This is a genomic window from Amnibacterium soli, assembly GCF_039544415.1.
GTDB classification, from domain to species: Bacteria; Actinomycetota; Actinomycetes; order Actinomycetales; family Microbacteriaceae; genus Amnibacterium; species Amnibacterium soli.
This window is the reverse complement of sequence record NZ_BAABLP010000003.1, coordinates 208,067-224,952: the sequence shown is the minus strand read 5'-3', so window position 1 is coordinate 224,952 and position 16,886 is coordinate 208,067. Positions and strand designations below refer to the sequence as shown.

Genomic DNA, 16,886 nt, shown 5'->3' with positions numbered 1-16,886 from the left:
CGGTCGCCGCCCCTCGTCGCTTCCCGCACCTGCGCGTCGGTTCCGGCAGCGCGATCCGAGGAATCGCGATGCCGGAACCGACGAGGTCTGCCGGAACCGACGAGGTCTGCCGGAACCGACGAGGTCTGCCGGAACCGACGCCGGGTCAGGCCTCCGGGATGACCCGCTCGAAACGGCTCGTGTCCGCGCCGTCGGGATCGGGCCCGTTGCGGAAGCCGGTGTCCAGTGCATCGAGCGCGGCCATCTGCTCGTCGGTCAGTGCGAAGTCGAAGACGGCGAAGTTCTCGCGGATGCGGCTCGGGTTCGTCGACTTCGGGATCGCGTTGCGGCCCTGCTGCACGTGCCAGCGGAGCATGACCTGCGCCGGCGTCCTCCCGTGCTCCTCCGCGATCGCGGTGACGGCCGGGTCCTCCAGCACGCTGCGGCGCCCCTCGCGGAAGCCGGGGTAGAAGGTGATGCCACCGATCGGCGACCACGCCTGGTCGAGGATGCCCGCGGCGCGGTCCGCCTCCTGCACGTCCCGCTGCTGGAAGTACGGGTGCAGCTCGATCTGGTTCAGCGCCGGCACGACCTCGGTCTCGGCGAGCAGCCGCTCGAGGTGGTGCGGCATGAAGTTGCTGACGCCGATCGCCCGCACCCGGCCGTCGGCGAGGAGGCGCTCGAGCGCCCGGTACGCGTCGAGGGTCTTCGCGAACCGGTCCGGCGCGGGCTGGTGGAGGATCAGCACGTCGATGGTGTCGAAGCCGAGCTTGCCGATCGCCTTCTCGAACGCGTGCAGCGCCTGGTCGTAGCCGTAGTCGGAGACCCAGATCTTCGTCTCGAGCACGACCTCGTCGCGGTCGACGCCGGAGGCGCGGAGACCAGCGCCGACCTCCCGCTCGTTGCCGTACACCGCGGCGGTGTCGATGTGGCGGTAGCCGGTCTCGAGGGCGAGGCGGACCGCCTCCGTCGTCTCGTCGGGGGCGCTCTGGAAGACGCCGAAGCCGATCTCCGGCAGCTGGACGCCGTTGTTGAGCGTGAGCATGCGGATGCTCCTTCCGTGTTTCGGGGGAACCGTCCGGGGTCCGGACGGACGTGGTGGGACGCGAGGGAGCGCGTCAGCCGGCGGTGATCGCGGCCCGCTCGGTCGCCTGCAGGGTGGCGAGCAGCCGGAGCCCGTCGCTGGAGGGCGAGCCCGGTTCGGCGCCGTACACGAGCATGAGCAGGCCGGGGTCGGCGGGCAGCTCGAGCGCCTCGAAGGTCAGGTCGAGGTCGCCGACGACGGGGTGGTGCAGGCGCTTGAGCCCGGTCCGGTGGAACCGCACGTCGTGAGCGGCCCAGCGGCGCCGGAAGGCCTCGCTGCGGGTGGAGAGCTCGCCGATCAGGTCGGTGAGGCGCTTGTCGTGGGGATTCCGGCCGGCGACCCCGTGCAGCGTGGCGACGGTGTCGTCGGCGGTGTGCTCCCAGTCGCGGAAGAACGTCTCCGCGGCGGGGTCGAGGAAGGCGAAACGGGCGGTGTTGACCCGGCCCGGCATGGTGAAGACGGGGGAGTAGAGCGCCCGGCCGAGCGCGTTCCCGGCGAGCAGGTCGAAGCGCTCGTTGCGCACCCAGGCGGGCGCCTCCGTGATGGCGTCGAGCATCCGCTGGATCGTCGGCCGCACCGCCTCCGTCGTCCGGGCTGAGCGGGATGCGACGGGGGAGGCGTTCGCCGCGCGGGCGAGGTCGAACAGGTGCGCCCGCTCCGCCTCGTCCAGCTGCAGCGCCCGCACGAGCGCCTCCAGCACGGCGTCGGAGACGCCCGTGAGCCGCCCGCGCTCGAGCTGCGTGTAGTAGTCGACGCTGACCCCGGCCAGCATCGCGACCTCCTCGCGCCTCAGCCCCTGCACCCGGCGGTTGCCGCCGGACGCGGGCAGCCCGGCGGCCTGCGGCGTCAGGCGACCGCGGCGCGAGGCGAGGAACTCGCGGATCTCGGCTCGGGTGTCCATGCCTTCGACGCTAGGACCCGCGGCTGAGGCGAGGGAGGGGCTGACGGCACCCCTGATCGCGATCGCCGGTCAGCCGGTGATGTCCTTGCGGTGGAACCACCACGCGGCGATCGGCCCGAGGACGACGACCCACGCGAGCCCGCTCGCGAACGCCTCCGCGACGGGCTTCAGGTCGATCGGCTGCAGCAGGAACTGCTGGTAGGAGAAGGCCCAGTGCGTCGGCAGCCAGAGCCGGAAGTCCTTCAGCGCCTCGACCTGGTCGAGCGTGGTACTGACGATCGCGACCACGACGACTCCGCCGGCGGCCGCGAGCGGCGAGCTCGTGAGCACCGACAGCAGCAGTCCGAGCGCCGCCGCCCAGAGCAGGCCGAACGGGGTCACGAGCGTGGTGAGGGCGAGCCGGAGCAGCGTCTCCCCGCCGTCGAGGCGCGGGCCGTTCGGCACCTGCATCCCGCCCGGTCCGTAGGAGAGGACGCCGACGAGCAGCGCGACCACGGCCATGCCGGTCAGAGCGGCGAGCAGGACGATCGCCGCGGCGATCGCCTTCACGCCCAGGAGCCGCAGGCGCGGCACGGGGATCGCGAGCAGGTACTTCAGCGTCGAGCGGGACGCCTCGCCCGCGATCAGGTCGCCGAACAGCACCGCCGTGACGATGGTGACGAGGTAGCCGCCGGAGACGAGCAGCACGAAGGCGGCGAAGCTGCCGCCCGAGGACTGGGCGAGCGTCGCGAGGTCGGTCCCGGTGTCGGAGGGCTGCGCGCCGCCGAGCGCGAAGGCGACCCGCACGATCACCGGCAGCGCGAGCAGCACGGCCGCGGCCGCGAGCACCCGCCACTGACTCAGCTGCCGCACCAGCTCGACCCGGAGGGGCAGGGCCGCTCGGCGCTGCCACGCGGTCGCCGGCGCGGTCACGGCGCGGGCTCCTGCGCGCCGACGAGGTCGAGGAAGGCGTCCTCGAGCCGCTGCTCGCGGCGCAGCTCGGCGACCTCCACGCCCGCGTCGAGGAGCGCGGCGAGGACCGCGCCCGTCCGGACCTCGCCCGGGCGGACCCGGACGGTGTCCTCGACGGTCAGCTCGACCGCGTCGACCGGTAGCCGGCGGAGGACCGCGACCGCGCCGGTGGGGTCGTTCACGGTCAGCATGAGCTGCTCGGCGGAGCCCACGACCTCCCCGACGCCGCCGGCGGCGACGACGCGGCCGTGGGAGAGCACGACGAGGTGGGTGCAGGTGCGCTCGACCTCGCCGAGCAGGTGCGAGGAGACGACGACGCTGCGGCCGCCCTCCGCGTACCGCCGCAGCACGCCCCGCAGCGCGACGATCTGGGGCGGGTCCAGCCCGTTCGTCGGCTCGTCGAGCACGAGCAGGTCGGGCAGCCCGAGCATCGCCTGCGCGATCGCGAGGCGCTGCCGCATGCCCTGGCTGTACCCGCCGACGCGGCGCCGGATCGCGGGGCCGAGGTCGGCGATGGCGAGGACCTCCTCGAGGTGCGCATCGCGGCGGGGCCGTCCTGTCGCCGCCCAGAAGAGTCGGAGGTTCGCTCGTCCGGAGAGGTGCGGCAGGAAGCCCGGGCCCTCGACGAAGCAGCCGATCCGACGCAGCACCGGCGAGCCTGGCGCGACGGGCGCGCCGAACGCCTCGATCGCGCCCGAATCGGGGCGGGTCAGGCCCAGGATCATCCGCATCGTCGTGGTCTTGCCTGCGCCGTTCTCGCCGAGCAGGCCGACGACCTGCCCGCGCTCCACGGTGAAGGACACGTCGTCGACCGCGACGAAGCCGGAGCGGAATCGCTTCCGCACGCCCTGCACCCGCAGCGGCGGGGCGGGTTCCCCGTCGTCTCCCGGCCGCGCACCCGTGGCCTCGGCCCGACGTGCACGGCCGCGCCGCACCAGGCCCGCGACGACCGCGGCGAGCAGGAGGACGAGGACGATCGCGAGCAGCACGAGGATCCGGTCCGTCACCGCGCGCCCCGGTGCGGAGACGGAAGCGGCGGTCGCGGCGGTCGTGATCCTCGGCAGCAGGATCGGGCTCGCGGCCGAGATGCGGAAGGCGGCCGGCGTGGTCGAGCCGGCGAACTGGCCGTCCGTGGTGCGGAGGGTCAGCACGACGCGGTCGCCCTGCGCGAAGCGCCACGTCGTCGAGGGCAGCACGACGTTCACGGTGGCGCCGTCCGCGGGGACGCGCACGCGGATCGGTGCGACGCCGCCGGGCAGCGCGCGGCTCGCCGAGCCTGTCCGCGCTGTCAGCTGCCCGAAGAGGACGACGTCCTGCGCGGTGCGGGTCACCGGTGTCACGCGGACGCGGACGAAGGAGGAGCCGGCGAGCACGACCGCTGCACCGAGTGGGGCCGAGACGAACCGGGCCGCCTGCCCGGCCGGGTTGCGGGGTGCGAGCAACTCGCTCGCCGCCCGGCCGACGTCGCTGTCGGCGCTGATGCCGGGCAACGAGGTCACCGACGCGGGCTGGCCGCCGGGCGGGTTCACGACGGTCTGCTCGGCGCCCTCGAGCGGGACCCTCGCGGGCCGCACCCGGCCGCGGGTGCCCGGGTAGCGGCTGAGGGTGTGCTGCTCCGCGAAGGAGGTCGCCGCGGCCGGGACGGCGTAGCGGAACCGCTGGCCCGGGTAGGCCTGCTGCTGGAGGGTCGTGGCGAGGAACTCGTCCGTGGCCCGCTCGGTGCCGGCGACGCCGTCCCCGTCGTGCCCGCCGTCGAACCAGTCCACCTGCACGGTCACGCCGGCCCTCCGCAGCTGGCGCCGGTTCGCGTCGGCCTGACCGAGGCTGAACAGCGAGTCCTGCAGCCCCTGCAGCAGCAGGGTCGGTGCGGTCATGTCGTCGAGCACGCTGCTCGGGGACGAGTTCCGCAGCAGCGCGAGGTCCGCGTCGGTGAGGGAGCCGCCGGCGACGAGGCGCTCGTACAGCGCGCAGAGCCGCGCGGTGAAGCGGCTGCACGGGTCGGCGCTGTCGCGCGCGCCGCTGCCGAAGAGCCGCGCGGCCCACGCCTCCTTGAAGAGCCGCTGCGGCTGCCCGTCGCCGCGGATCCAGCCGTAGGACACGGGGTCCAGCGCCTGCGCGAGGTCGTTCCAGGTGATCCCCGCCACGACCGCGTCGATGCGGCGGTCGGTCGCGCCGAGCATGAGGGCGAGCGCGCCGCCGTAGGAGCCGCCGACCACGCCGACGACGGGGTCGCCGGACTGCCGCTCGACCTGGGGCGTCCGCGCGAGCACGTCGACGAGCGCCCGCGCGTCCGGCACCTCGCCGTCGAGCGAGTCGAGCCCGATGCGTCCGGTGGAGCGACCGAACCCGCGCGCCGAGTAGGCGAGCACGACGTAGCCCTCGGCCTGCAGCCGCTCCGCCTCCGGCGCCAGCGACCGCTTGTGCTGCCCGAACCCGTGCGCCAGCAGCACCGCGGGCGCCGGCGTCCTCGCCGGCAGGTAGAGGTCGGTGTCGATGCGGATCGTCCCGGTGCCGCCGGGGACGTCGGGCACCTCGACGAACCGGCTGCGCGGCGGCGACGCCGCCGCGGTGCCGGCGGCGGCAGGAGCCGCGATCATCGCCGTGAGGGCGACCAGGATCGCGGCGACGACGGCGACGACACGGAGGACGCCGGTCCTGCTGCGTCTCCGTGCCATGTGGACACCCTGAGGGCTCCCGAGTCGGCTGATGCGCCGTCGCGCGGAATCCGCGCCATCGGCTCATGCGGTGCGCACCCTCCGGACGGTTCGGGTCAGTCCTCGCGGTCCACGCGACGCGTGAGGACGAGGACGCCGGCCAGGAGGACGAGCAGCGCCCCGCCGACGGTCGAGGCGGCGGGCAGCACCTCGAGGCGGCCCTGCGATGCGAGGAGCAGCGCGGCGAGCACCTGCGCCAGCACCTGGACCAGCCCCGTGGTCAGCGCCGCGGGACCGAGCGCGGCGAGCTGCAGCCGCGATCGCACCGGCACCGCCCGCGCCAGCAGCACGAGGACCACGAGCACGTGCAGCCCGAGCACGAGTGCGGAGAGGGAGGCGTCGAGGCCGGCGGGGTCGCGCGACAGCTGCCCGACCGCGAGCAGGGCGACGAGCAGCCAGGGCGTCGCGGACCGGACGCGGACGGCCGTCGCGATCGACAGCACGACGCCGACCAGGAGCAGCGCGTCCTGCAGCACGAGGAGCGAGGCGAGGATCCCGACCACGCCCACCGCGATCGGGAGCACGACGCCCGGCACCCACGGACCGATCGGGAACCGTGCGCGCACCCTCGGCCGGGTCGACTCGCTCATCGGCGGCCCCGGAGGCGCTCGGCCTGGCGCAGCTGGACGTCGTGGTCCGCGTCGCGCCACGGCACGACCGTGACGTCGACGCCGCGCAGCCGGTTCAGGCGGTCCTCGCGCTCCAGCTGCAGGACGCGGTGCGCGAGACGGTGCTGCTCGTCGGCGCCCTCGAGGTCCGGCGCGGGCAGCACGTCGATGGCGACGACCCGGTGGCCCGCGTTCCGCCACAGCACCGCCAGGGCTGCGACGTCGTCGTCGAGGAACGTCGACACCAGGTACACGACCGCGGCGGTGGGCAGCACCGGTGCCCGCAGGGCGCCGCCCGGTCGCGGCAGCGTCTGCGTGACGACCGCGCGGATCTGCTCCAGCTTGCGGCGGCCGCCGCCGCTGCGGGCGCTCGCGCCGGCCCGGACGAGGTCGTGGAACGCGACGCGGTCGCCAGCCTCCAGGTAGCTCGCCGCGATCGCGAGGACCGCCGGGCGGGCGAGGTCGAGCGACGCGACGCCCTTGCGCGCCGGGCGGTCGCTGCCCCATTCGACGATCACCGAGCCCACGTCGTCGCGGCTGTCGAGCACGACGACCGCGGCCGCCTCCGCGGTGGCGTCCATCCGCCGCACGATCAGGTCCGACTCCGGGCGCGGCGAGCGGGCCGTGGCGCGCCAGTCGATCCGGCGCAGCCGGTCGCCGGGCGTGAACGGTGCGAGGTCGCGGAAGTCGAGGCCGTCGCCGAGCCGCCGCGCGGGGTGCGCGCCCGGCCGGTTCGTCAAACGGTGGGGCAGGAGGAGGGAGGCGATCCGCTCCCGCGCCGGCGCGATCGTGGCCCGGGCGATGCGCGGATCGAGGTGCTGCACGAGGTCCCCGCCCGCCGCGACCGCCCGGCCGCCGACGCGCAGCACCTCCTGGGGGCCGCTGTGCAGGACCGGCAGGCGCGCCTCGAGGGCCGCGGCGCGCCGAGCGCTGACGACGACGGTGGTCGGCGGCTCCTCGTAAGCGCCGCTCGACAGCACGACGAAGTCGACGCCGGAGGCACCCGCGACCTGCACCGCGACGCGGACCGCGTCGTCCTCCGCGGTCACGGTCACGGCGGTCGTCGCGACTCCGTCCGGCCGGCGGAGGGCGACCGCCGCGGTCGCCGCGAGCGGCAGCCCGAGCAGGGCGACGTCCGCGCGCCCGGCGACGAGGCCGACGGCCAGGACGACGATCGCGAGCATCCCGAGCGCGCCGCCGCCGCCGCGACGGTGCCAGCGCTGCTGCGTCGGCCCGCTCACCGGACCCCGGCGCGGCCGACCACCGGGGGACCGGGGACCTCCGCGACCGCGTGCCGCACGATCGCGGCCGGATCGACGCCCGACGCCCACGCCTGCGCGGTCAGGGTCAGCCGGTGCGCGAGCACGGGGACGGCGCAGCGCTTCACGTCCTCCGGCGTCACGAAGTCGCGGCCGTCCAGCACCGCGAGCGCCCGCGCGAGCAGCAGCAGCCCCTGCGACCCGCGCGGGGAGGCGCCGACCTGCACCTGCGCGATGTCCCGCGTCGCAGCGGCGAGGTCGACGCAGTAGGCGATGACGTCGTCGTCGACGAACACCGCCTCGACCGCGGCCTGCATCGCCAGCAGCGTGCGGGCGTCGATGACGGGAGCGATCGGCGCCGCCTCGTGCCGCCGCTGCACGCGGTTGCGCAGCACCTGGGCCTCGCCGCCGCGGTCCGGGTAGCCGACCGACAGGCGCACGAGGAACCGGTCGAGCTGCGCCTCGGGCAGCGCGTAGGTGCCCTCGTACTCGATCGGGTTCGAGGTCGCGACGACGTGGAACGGGCGGGGGAGGGGCATGCTGCGGCCCTCGATCGTGACCTGCCCCTCCGCCATCGCCTCGAGCAGCGCGGACTGCGTCTTCGGCGAGGTGCGGTTGATCTCGTCGGCGAGGAACAGGCCGGTGAACACGGGGCCGGGACGGAACTCGAACTCGCGGGTCGCGGGCGCGTAGACGAACGAGCCCGTGATGTCGGACGGCAGCAGGTCGGGCGTGCACTGGAGGCGGCGGAAGTCGAGCCCGAGCGCGGTGGCGAGGCTGCGTGCGGCGAGCGTCTTGCCCAGCCCGGGTGCGTCCTCGAACAGCACGTGGCCGCCGGCGAGCACGGTGCCGAGCGCGAGCTCGAGGCCGTCGCGCATGCCGACCACGACGGTGCCGACGCGGTCGAGCACCTCCCGGCCGATCGCGGCGACGTCGGAGAGGGAGAGCTGCGGGTCAGTCGGCACGGGTCGTCCTGTCTTCGGGGATCGCGCGGGCGGGGCCGAGCGGTGCGGGCGGGAGGCGTTCGAGGGCGCGGAGGGTCGCGTCGAGGGCGCGCGGGCTGACGGGTCGGTCGAGGTCCGGCCGCAGCGGTGCCCAGGCGGCGGCGCCGAGGAGCGCGGCGATGGCGGCGTCGTCATCCGGGCGCCGCGGGTCGAGGCCGTGCGGCGCGAGCCGGTGCACGGCGATCGCCCGCACCCGGGCGAGCACGATTCCGCGCACGTGCGTGCGGTGCTCGACCATCGACCAGGCGAGCTGCTCCAGGTCGCGGCGCCCGCCGACCGGCGGCTCGAGGTCGGGCGGGGTCAGGTCGGCGGATGGCACGACGCTGCGCTGCGACAGCAGGATCAGCACCAGCGCGAGCACGCCGCAGCCCACGGCGATCGCGTGCGGGCCGTCCAGCCCCAGCACCCGGGCGGCGCCGCCGATCAGCGCGGCGACGAACGCGGCGATCAGCGCGTTCCGCACCACCTCGCCGACGCTCATGCGCGCACCTGCTCCCACGACGCCGCGAGCGCCTGCAGCGCCTCCCGTGCCGCTGCCGCGTCAGCGGCGGCGATCACGTCGTCCCCGAACCGGGCGCGGAGGTAGAGCCCGAGCAGCGTGCGCAGGGCGGCGCGATCGGTGCCGGTCCGGCTGAGTACCCGACCGGTGAACTCCGTGGGCGTCTCGGCGGGGGACCGGGTGAGTCCCGCCTCCTCCGCGGCCTGCTGGAGACCGAGCCAGGCGCGGACGACGGCGTCGCCGGGCTCCCGGTGCTCGTCCAGCGCACCGAGCGCGGCGGCGATGCCGCGCAGCACCGTCGGTGCGTCGGCCGCCTCGGGCTCGAGTCCCGCGTCGAGCACCGCGCCGGCGCGGAGGCGGACGCGCCGGCGCCGGTCCCGGATCGCACCGACGAGGAGGCGGATCAGCAGCACCGCGACCGCGAGCGCGACGACCGACACGAGCACGACGAGCACGGTCTGGACGACGCTGCTCACGGCCGGGACGAGCGGGTTCGCGGCGGGGGGCGTCGCGAATGAGGTGGGTGCCGGCGGGGCGGACTGCGGCGGACCGTCGGCGGATCCGCCGCCGAACGGCGAGACGACGGTCGGGCGCCCGCCGACGGCCGTGCTGAGCACGACGACCGCGGCGCCGGCGACGACGAGCGGGAGCAGCCGGCGACCGGTGGCGCGGCTGCGGGCCGGAGTCGCTGCGTCCGAGCGCTCGGGCTCCCCGTCGCGTCGGCGCACCCGCCGAGGGTAATTGCCGCTCGGCACCGATCGGACCCGGGACCCCCGAGTGCCGGGGTCAGCCGGCGAGGACGGCCCCGACCACCGCGTCCGGCGTCAGCCGGAGTTCGCGCGGTCGTCCCGCGTCTCCGGCGCCAGCAGACCGGCCTCGCCGTCGCGGACCCGGTTCTGCAGCCCGGCCGATTCGACCGAAACCATCACGGCCGTGGTCGGGAGGCAGGCCAGGTCGCCCTTGAGCCACAGACCAGGCCGTGGCGCGGGTCGGCGGGCACCCCGTGGTCCGAGCATGTGCCGGGGCGGCTACTCCTCGACGCGCGGAGCGGGCGGCGCGGCAGGGGCCTGCGTGCCCGGAGCGCCGTAGTAGGCGACGGCGTACGGGGTGTTCGGCTCGCCCGGAGCGGCCGGCCAGTCGCCGACCCGGCCGAAGCGGGGCGCCTCCCCGGGAGGGGCGTCGAAGCGGCGGCCGAGCGGGTTCGGGCTCAGCTGGCAGAGGATGAAGACGACCAGCGCGCCGGGCCCGGACGCCAGGTGGATGAAGAGCAGGAAGCCGGACATGTTCGCGTCGTGGAGCCGGCGCGCCTCGAGCGCCAGCCACGGGATCACCGTCGCGAGGAACCAGCCGACGGTCAGCGCGACGCCGATCGGGAAGATCACCGGGGGCACGCCCTCGCCGTCCGACGTCGCGTACCAGAGCCCGAGGCCGCCGTAGAGCAGCGTGAGCGACAGCACGTAGACCACTCCGACGAAGAGGAAGCTCCACCAGTACTCGCGGCGGCTCGCGCGACCGCTGAACTGCACGTACTTCTTCCAGAACCGGGCGATGGAGCCCGTGAAGTCGGCGAGGTGGTCGGGTGCCCACAGGGGCGGCGTGCTGCGCGCGTCGGACATGCGCCCAGTATCGGGACGGGAGGGGGCGCACACCAATTCCGCGGAGCCCGGCGAGGGGCGCGTCGGGCACCGGATGCAGGAGGTCGTCGGATGTGCAGGACGGTTCCTCCGGCTCCGGCCAGCATCCGGCAGGACGGCCTGCATGTCGTGCGAGGCGGTCTCGATCCTCGTTCCGCTCCTCCCTCATGAGCAGGTCTCCGGATCAGGAGTCGAAGCCGAGCCCCACCGCGTCGAGGGTCTTCAGGAACGCGCCGCGGCGCCCCTCCCGGTGGTCGGCCCGATCCAGCGCGAAGCGCGTCGCCTGCACCGCCGGCCAGGTGGCGGGCTCGGGCGGGAACGGGATCGGCTTGGACGCGACCATCGGGTTCGTCGTGCGGCGGTTCCGCTTCCCCTCCAGCAGGTCGAGCATCACGTCCGCGGCGTAGTGCGTGGCAGCGACTCCGAGGCCGGTGAAGCCGAGCGCGTAGGTGGCGCGGCCGCCGAGCGCCGTGCCGAAGAAGGCGCAGAACCGGCTGCAGGTGTCGATCGCCCCCGCCCAGCGGTGGGTGAAGCGCACGTGCTCGAGCTGGGGGAACGTCGTCTGGAAGTGCCCGGCCAGCTTGCGGAACGTCTCCTGCCGCTCCTCGTACTCCGGCCGCACCCGCCCGCCGTAGTGGTAGACCGCGTCGTACCCGCCCCACAGGATCCGGTCGTCGTCAGCCGGTAGTAGTGGAACTGGTTGCCGCTGTCGCCGATGCCCTGCCGTCCCCGCCAGCCGATCGCGGCCCGGTCCGCGGCGGACAGTGGCTCCGTCATGAGCACGTAGTCGTAGACGGGCACCGTGTAGAGGCGGAGGCGCTTCAGCAGCGACGGGAACACGTTGGTGCCGAGCGCCACGCGGTCGGCACGCACCCGCGCCGTCGCCGTGCGCGCGAGCACCCCGCGGTCCGCGCGCTCGATGCCCAGCACCGGCGTGCGCTCGAACAGCTCGACGCCCGCGGTCGCGCAGGCGTCGGCGAGCGCGTCCGCCAGCCGGGCGGGGTCCACGAGCGCGGCGTCCCGCGGGCGCTCGACGCCGGCGAGGAAGGTCGGGGACGCGACCTCCGCGCGCATCGCGGGCCCGTCGAGGAAGCGGCCGCGCTCGCCGTCCGCGTCCTCCTGCATCCACGGCACCTGGTGCGGCTCGGTGGCGACGCCGAGCACGCCCGTCCGCTCCCAGTCCGCGGTGCGCGCGAAGCCGAGCACGTCGGCCTCCATCGCGTCGAGGTTCGCGAGCCCGTCCGCGTCGAGCGCGTCGTAGTCGGAGGCGAACCGGGTGCGGCCGTTCGACTCCCCGTGGGTGAGGCTCGCCTCCACGAAGCCGCCGTTGCGGCCGGACGCGGCCCAGCCGTTCGTCCGCGCCTCGAGCACGACGACGCGGGCGCCGGGGTCCCGCCGCTTCGCCTGCAGCGCGGTCCACAGCCCGGTGTACCCGCCGCCGACGACGAGCAGGTCGCAGTCGAGGTCGGCGGTCAGCGCCGGCCGGCGCTCGCCCGGGGTCCGCTCGAGCCAGAAGCTGCCCGGGCGGCTGCCCGCGAGCGCGGCGTCGACGAGGCGGTCGTCCAAGGGTCGGTCGAACACGGTCTGCGGCATGCGGGCCTCGCTGACGGACGACGGATCCCGTCGGTCGGGACCGGCTCGAAGGAGCGTATCGACTGCGAGGCGGCGCTCGCAGCATCGGATCCGACGGTCAGGCCGTGCGGCGGCGAGGGAGGAGGACCAGGGCGAGGCCGCCGGCGAGCAGGCCCCAGAACGCGCTGCCCACGCCCGCGACCGCGATGCCGGACCCGACCACGAGGAACGTGACCGCCGCGGGCACGCGGGTGTCCGGGCGGTCGAGCGCCGACGAGATCGCGCCCACGAAGGCGCCGATCAGCGCGAGCCCGGCGGCGGCCTCGACCAGGGCGGGCGGGCGCTCGCCGACGAGCCCCGCGACGACGCCGGCGATGGAGGCGAGCACCAGGTAGGTGCAGCCGGAGGCGATGCCGGAGATCCAGCGCCGCGACCGGTCCTCGCCCGCGTCCGGGCCGATCATGATCGCCCCGGTGATCGCCGCGAGGTTCAGCTGCACCCCGCCGAAGGGTGCGGCGACCGCGCTGCCGAGTCCGGAGGCGACGAGTGCGAAGCGGGTCGGGGGCACGTAGTCGTTCGCGCGCAGCACCGCGAGGCCGGGCAGCTGCTGGCCGGCCATCGTGACGAGGTAGAGCGGGATGCCGAGCGCGAGGATCCCGACCGGGTCCAGCGCGGGGGCGACGAGCACCGGCGTCGGCGGCAGCACCCGGCCGGCGGACCCCTGCAGGACGGTGATCACGAGCGCCGCCAGGATGACCACCGGACCGGCCGCGCGCGGCACGAACCGGGAGAGCACGAGCCAGGCGACGACGAGCGGCAGGACGGTCGCCGGCGTGACCACCGCCTCCCGCACCGGCGCGAGGCAGAACGGCAGCAGCACCCCGGCGAGCAGGCCGCCGGTCAGCGCGGCCGGGATGCGGTCGATCGACCGGGCGATCCGCGGCACCGCCCCGGTCGCGATCCCCAGGGCCGCAGCGAGGAGGAAGGCGCCGACCGCGGTGCCGAAGGAGCCGGGGCGCGCGGCCACGAGCAGGGCGGCCCCCGGCGTCGACCACGCGAGGCAGACGGGGATGCGGAGGCGGAACGAGGCGGCGATCGACAGCAGGCCGATGACGACGCAGAGCGCCGCGAGTCCGGACGCCGCCTGCGCCGCCGACGCGCCCGCGGCGGTGAGCCCCGCCAGCAGGACGGCCACCGACCCGAAGAAGCCGGTGACGGTGCCGACCACGCCCGCGAGCGCCGGCTGGACGACCGAGGGGCCGCCCCGGGCGATCATCGCGCCGCCAGCCGCAGGGCCGCGGCGGCCATGTCCGCGGTCGCGTCGTCGTCGGTCATCCACAGCGGCACGGCCGCGGTGCGGATGCCGGACCCGGCGAGCGCCTCGACGGCGGCCGCATCGGTCTCGTCGACCAGCCACCCGTCGAGCAGGCCGCCGTCGGCGCGAGCGCCGTAGTGGCGGGCGATCGCGGCCGCGTCGGTCTCGACGCCGATCGCGGTCAGGCAGGCATCCGCCATCCCGCGCACGACGGCGCCGCCGATCACGGGGGAGAGCCCGACGACGGGGGCGCTCGTTGCGGCGAGCGCCTCCCGCACCCCCGGGATCCCGAGGACCGTGCCGATGGAGACGACGGGGTTCGAGGGCGCGACCAGCACCACGTCGGCGGCGAGGATCGCCTCCCGCACACCGGGTGCGGCGGTGGCGGTCTCGACGCCCTGCTGGCGGAAGGCGAGCGCGGGCAGCGCGGCCCTGGTGCGCACCCACCACTCCTCGAAGTGCAGCTCGCCCTCGGCGGTGACGACGTGGGTCTCGACCTCGTCGTCGGTCGCGGGCAGCAGGCGGACGCCGAGCGGCCAGCGCGCGGAGAGCCGCTCCACGACGGCCGACAGCGGCAGGCCCTCCCGCAGCATCGCCGACCGGGCGATGTGCGTGCCGAGGTCGAGGTCGCCGAGCGTGAACCACGGCCAGCCGACGCCGTAGGCGGTGAGCTCCGCGCTGACCCGCTCGGACTCCCCGGCCCGGCCCCAGCCGCGCTGCTCGTCGTTCACGCCCGCGAGCGCGTACATGAGGGAGTCGAGGTCGGGCGTGACCCGCAGCCCGGCCAGCCAGAGGTCGTCGCCGGTGTTCGCCACCACGGTGACGTCGGGGGAGCGGTCGGGGGTGCGTCGGCCGAGGGCGCGCAGGCCGCGGACGAACTTCGCTCCGCCCACGCCTCCCGCCAGGACGACGATGCGGTCGGGGTCCACCCGGCAACCCTATGAGCCGCGCGGACGCACCGGCCTCGCCCGCCGGCGCCGTCGTCCGGTCGCGCAGCGAATGCAACGAACCTGAAACGCAGGGGAAACAGCCGACCGGCAGGCTCGCCGACGTGAGCACCGTGCGAGCCGCCATCACCCAGACCACGTGGACGGGCGACAAGGCCTCCATGCTCGACAAGCACGAGGGCTTCGCGCGCTCCGCCGCAGCGGACGGCGCGCAGGTCGTCTGCTTCCAGGAGCTGTTCTACGGCCCCTACTTCGGCATCACCGAGGACGCGAAGTACTACGACTACGCGGAGGCGACCGACGGGCCGATCGTGACGCGTTTCGCGGCGCTCGCGAAGGAGCTCGGCGTCGTGCTGGTCCTGCCGATCTACGAGGAGGCGCAGACCGGCGTCTACTACAACACCGCCGTCGTCGTCGACGCGGACGGGACGGTGCTCGGCAAGTACCGCAAGCACCACATCCCGAACCTCGAGAAGTTCTGGGAGAAGTTCTACTTCCGCCCCGGCAACCTCGGCTACCCGGTGTTCGACACCGCGGTCGGGAAGATCGGCGTCTACATCTGCTACGACCGCCACTTCCCCGAGGGCTGGCGCGAGCTCGGCCTGAACGGCGCCGAGATCGTCTTCAACCCGAACGCCACGAAGCCCGGTCTGTCGAACCGCCTGTGGGAGATCGAGCAGGCCGCCGCGGCCGCCGCCAACGGCTACTTCGTCGCCGCGCCGAACCGCGTCGGCCGTGAGGACAACGAGTACGGCGACCTGGCCGTCGACTTCTACGGCTCGAGCCAGTTCCTCGACCCGCGCGGCAACCAGGTCGGCGACCTCGGATCGGAGACGGAGGAGGAGGTCCTGATCCGCGACCTCGACCTGGACCTGATCCGGAAGGTGCGGAACGACTGGCAGTTCTACCGCGACCGCCGCCCCGACTCGTACACCGCGATCACCGCTCCCTGACGTTCCGCGAGAGGCACCACCGATGGCGAAGACGCTCATCAAGAACGGCACGGTCGTGAACGCGACCGGCACCGCGCAGGCCGACGTGCTGATCGACGGGGAGACGATCGCGGCGGTCCTCGCGCCGGGCTCGACCCTGCTCGGCTTCGACGTCGAGCGGAACGTCGACACCGTGCTCGACGCCGCGGGCAAGTACGTGATCCCGGGCGGTGTCGACGCGCACACGCACATGGAGATGCCGTTCGGCGGCACGAACGCCTCCGACACCTTCGAGACCGGCACGCGAGCAGCGGCCTGGGGCGGCACCACGACGATCGTCGACTTCGCCGTCCAGTACCCGCACGAGTCGGTGCTCGACCGCTACGGGGCGTGGCAGGAGAAGGCCGCCGGGCAGTGCGCGATCGACTACGGCTTCCACCAGATCCTGTCCGACGTCCAGCCGTCGAGCCTCACCGCCATGGACGAGCTGATCGACGAGGGCGTGACCAGCTTCAAGCTGTTCATGGCCTACAAGGGCGTCTTCCTGTCGGACGACGGGCAGATCCTGCGGGCGTTCCAGAAGGGCGCGGAGAACGGCGCGCTGATGATGATGCACGCCGAGAACGGCGCGGTCATCGACGTGCTCGTCGAGCAGGCGCTGGCCGCCGGCAACACGTCGCCGCTGCACCACGGACTCACCCGCCCGTGGCAGGCGGAGGAGGAGGCGACGCACCGCGCGATCATGATCGCCGACCTCACGGGGGCTCCGCTCTACGTCGTCCACGTCTCCGCCAAGCAGGCCGTCGAGCAGATCGCCGCCGCACGGGACCGCGGCAGCAACGTCTTCGGCGAGACCTGCCCGCAGTACCTCTACCTCTCGCTCGAGGACCAGCTCGGCGCCTCCAGCGAGGAGTGGGGCTCCTTCGAGGGCGCGAAGTGGGTCTGCTCGACGCCGCTCCGGTCGAAGGCCGAGGGGCACCAGCACCACATGTGGCAGGCGCTGCGCACGAACGACCTGCAGATGGTGTCGACCGACCACTGCCCGTTCTGCATGCGCGGCCAGAAGGACATGGGCCTGAACGACTTCTCGAGGATCCCGAACGGCATCGGCTCCGTCGAGCACCGGATGGACCTCCTGTACCAGGGCGTCGTCGACGGGCGGATCACGCTGCCGCGCTGGGTGGAGATCACCTCGACCACGCCGGCGCGGATGTTCGGCATGTACGGGCGGAAGGGCGTGATCCAGCCGGGCGCGGACGGCGACGTCGTGATCTACGACCCCGCCGGGCACACCTCCATCGGCGTCGGGGAGGGGCGCAGCCACCACATGGCCATGGACTACTCGGCCTGGGAGGGGTTCGAGATCGCCGGGCACGTCGACACCGTGCTGTCGCGCGGCAAGGTGATCGTGGACGAGACCGGCTACATCGGCACCAAGGGCGACGGGCGCTACGTGAAGCGCGGCCTGTCGCAGTACCTGGTCTGAC

16 protein-coding genes are annotated in these 16,886 nt (G+C 74.6%); 2 read left to right on the top strand and 14 right to left on the bottom strand.

The features are described 5' to 3' along the window. Window positions 1-145 precede the first annotated feature (145 nt). The 14 genes from ABEA53_RS09305 to cofD form a co-directional block, all read right to left on the bottom strand. Complete coding sequence (locus ABEA53_RS09305) at window positions 146-1,024, bottom strand: aldo/keto reductase (RefSeq protein ID WP_345480845.1); 879 nt, start codon at window positions 1,022-1,024, stop codon at window positions 146-148. 73 nt (window positions 1,025-1,097) lie between these two features. Then, complete coding sequence (locus tag ABEA53_RS09300; RefSeq protein WP_345480844.1) at window positions 1,098-1,964, bottom strand: helix-turn-helix transcriptional regulator; 867 nt, start codon at window positions 1,962-1,964, stop codon at window positions 1,098-1,100. 69 nt (window positions 1,965-2,033) lie between these two features. Continuing rightward, window positions 2,034-2,876, bottom strand: coding sequence for an ABC transporter permease (locus ABEA53_RS09295; protein WP_345480842.1), 843 nt, complete (start codon window positions 2,874-2,876; stop codon window positions 2,034-2,036). Then, window positions 2,873-5,590: an alpha/beta fold hydrolase gene (locus ABEA53_RS09290; protein WP_345480841.1), complete on the bottom strand. Its 2,718-nt coding sequence runs from the start codon at window positions 5,588-5,590 to the stop codon at window positions 2,873-2,875. The genes ABEA53_RS09295 and ABEA53_RS09290 overlap by 4 nt, the downstream gene beginning before the upstream one ends. Window positions 5,591-5,685: 95 nt before the next feature. Beyond that, window positions 5,686-6,219, bottom strand: a complete 534-nt coding sequence (locus tag ABEA53_RS09285; protein WP_345480840.1) for a hypothetical protein — start codon at window positions 6,217-6,219, stop codon at window positions 5,686-5,688. Next, on the bottom strand, window positions 6,216-7,478 hold the full coding sequence (locus ABEA53_RS09280; protein WP_345480838.1) for a DUF58 domain-containing protein: 1,263 nt from the start codon (window positions 7,476-7,478) through the stop codon (window positions 6,216-6,218). The genes ABEA53_RS09285 and ABEA53_RS09280 overlap by 4 nt, the downstream gene beginning before the upstream one ends. Then, window positions 7,475-8,461 (bottom strand): AAA family ATPase, encoded by a 987-nt coding sequence (locus tag ABEA53_RS09275; protein WP_345480836.1) that lies wholly within the window; start codon window positions 8,459-8,461, stop codon window positions 7,475-7,477. Before ABEA53_RS09275 ends, ABEA53_RS09280 begins: the two co-directional genes overlap by 4 nt. Further along, window positions 8,451-8,981: a hypothetical protein gene (locus ABEA53_RS09270; protein WP_345480834.1), complete on the bottom strand. Its 531-nt coding sequence runs from the start codon at window positions 8,979-8,981 to the stop codon at window positions 8,451-8,453. Before ABEA53_RS09270 ends, ABEA53_RS09275 begins: the two co-directional genes overlap by 11 nt. Then, window positions 8,978-9,727: a DUF4129 domain-containing protein gene (locus tag ABEA53_RS09265; protein WP_345480833.1), complete on the bottom strand. Its 750-nt coding sequence runs from the start codon at window positions 9,725-9,727 to the stop codon at window positions 8,978-8,980. The genes ABEA53_RS09270 and ABEA53_RS09265 overlap by 4 nt, the downstream gene beginning before the upstream one ends. A 300-nt stretch (window positions 9,728-10,027) precedes the next feature. Further along, complete coding sequence (locus ABEA53_RS09260) at window positions 10,028-10,615, bottom strand: DUF805 domain-containing protein (protein ID WP_345480832.1); 588 nt, start codon at window positions 10,613-10,615, stop codon at window positions 10,028-10,030. Window positions 10,616-10,817: 202 nt separating this feature from the next. After that, a complete protein-coding gene (locus ABEA53_RS09255) occupies window positions 10,818-11,027 on the bottom strand; it encodes a hypothetical protein (RefSeq protein ID WP_345480831.1) in 210 nt (69 codons plus the stop codon). Further along, window positions 11,024-12,226 (bottom strand): NAD(P)/FAD-dependent oxidoreductase, encoded by a 1,203-nt coding sequence (locus ABEA53_RS09250; protein ID WP_345480829.1) that lies wholly within the window; start codon window positions 12,224-12,226, stop codon window positions 11,024-11,026. The genes ABEA53_RS09255 and ABEA53_RS09250 overlap by 4 nt, the downstream gene beginning before the upstream one ends. 97 nt (window positions 12,227-12,323) lie before the next feature. Beyond that, complete coding sequence (locus tag ABEA53_RS09245; protein WP_345480828.1) at window positions 12,324-13,481, bottom strand: benzoate/H(+) symporter BenE family transporter; 1,158 nt, start codon at window positions 13,479-13,481, stop codon at window positions 12,324-12,326. Further along, window positions 13,478-14,449: a 2-phospho-L-lactate transferase gene (gene cofD, locus ABEA53_RS09240; RefSeq protein ID WP_345480827.1), complete on the bottom strand. Its 972-nt coding sequence runs from the start codon at window positions 14,447-14,449 to the stop codon at window positions 13,478-13,480. Before cofD ends, ABEA53_RS09245 begins: the two co-directional genes overlap by 4 nt. 122 nt (window positions 14,450-14,571) lie before the next feature. Between cofD and ABEA53_RS09235 the strand changes: the two genes are divergently transcribed. Both ABEA53_RS09235 and hydA read left to right on the top strand, forming a co-directional pair. Then, a complete protein-coding gene (locus ABEA53_RS09235; RefSeq protein ID WP_345480826.1) occupies window positions 14,572-15,420 on the top strand; it encodes a nitrilase-related carbon-nitrogen hydrolase in 849 nt (282 codons plus the stop codon). Between the two features lie 22 nt (window positions 15,421-15,442). Next, window positions 15,443-16,885, top strand: a complete 1,443-nt coding sequence (gene hydA, locus ABEA53_RS09230) for a dihydropyrimidinase (protein WP_345480825.1) — start codon at window positions 15,443-15,445, stop codon at window positions 16,883-16,885. Window position 16,886: the final 1 nt, after the last annotated feature.

What these genes read in the sequence shown, in the direction of transcription:
- ABEA53_RS09290 (WP_345480841.1), bottom strand. Translation starts at nt 5,590, where the DNA reads ATGGCACGGAGACGCAGCAGGACCGGCGTCCTCCGTGTCGTCGCCGTC.
- ABEA53_RS09270 (WP_345480834.1), bottom strand. Translation starts at nt 8,981, where the DNA reads ATGAGCGTCGGCGAGGTGGTGCGGAACGCGCTGATCGCCGCGTTCGTC.
- ABEA53_RS09285 (WP_345480840.1), bottom strand. Translation starts at nt 6,219, where the DNA reads ATGAGCGAGTCGACCCGGCCGAGGGTGCGCGCACGGTTCCCGATCGGT.
- ABEA53_RS09300 (WP_345480844.1), bottom strand. Translation starts at nt 1,964, where the DNA reads ATGGACACCCGAGCCGAGATCCGCGAGTTCCTCGCCTCGCGCCGCGGT.
- ABEA53_RS09260 (WP_345480832.1), bottom strand. Translation starts at nt 10,615, where the DNA reads ATGTCCGACGCGCGCAGCACGCCGCCCCTGTGGGCACCCGACCACCTC.
- ABEA53_RS09250 (WP_345480829.1), bottom strand. Translation starts at nt 12,226, where the DNA reads ATGCCGCAGACCGTGTTCGACCGACCCTTGGACGACCGCCTCGTCGAC.
- ABEA53_RS09245 (WP_345480828.1), bottom strand. Translation starts at nt 13,481, where the DNA reads ATGATCGCCCGGGGCGGCCCCTCGGTCGTCCAGCCGGCGCTCGCGGGC.
- hydA (WP_345480825.1), top strand. Translation starts at nt 15,443, where the DNA reads ATGGCGAAGACGCTCATCAAGAACGGCACGGTCGTGAACGCGACCGGC.
- ABEA53_RS09305 (WP_345480845.1), bottom strand. Translation starts at nt 1,024, where the DNA reads ATGCTCACGCTCAACAACGGCGTCCAGCTGCCGGAGATCGGCTTCGGC.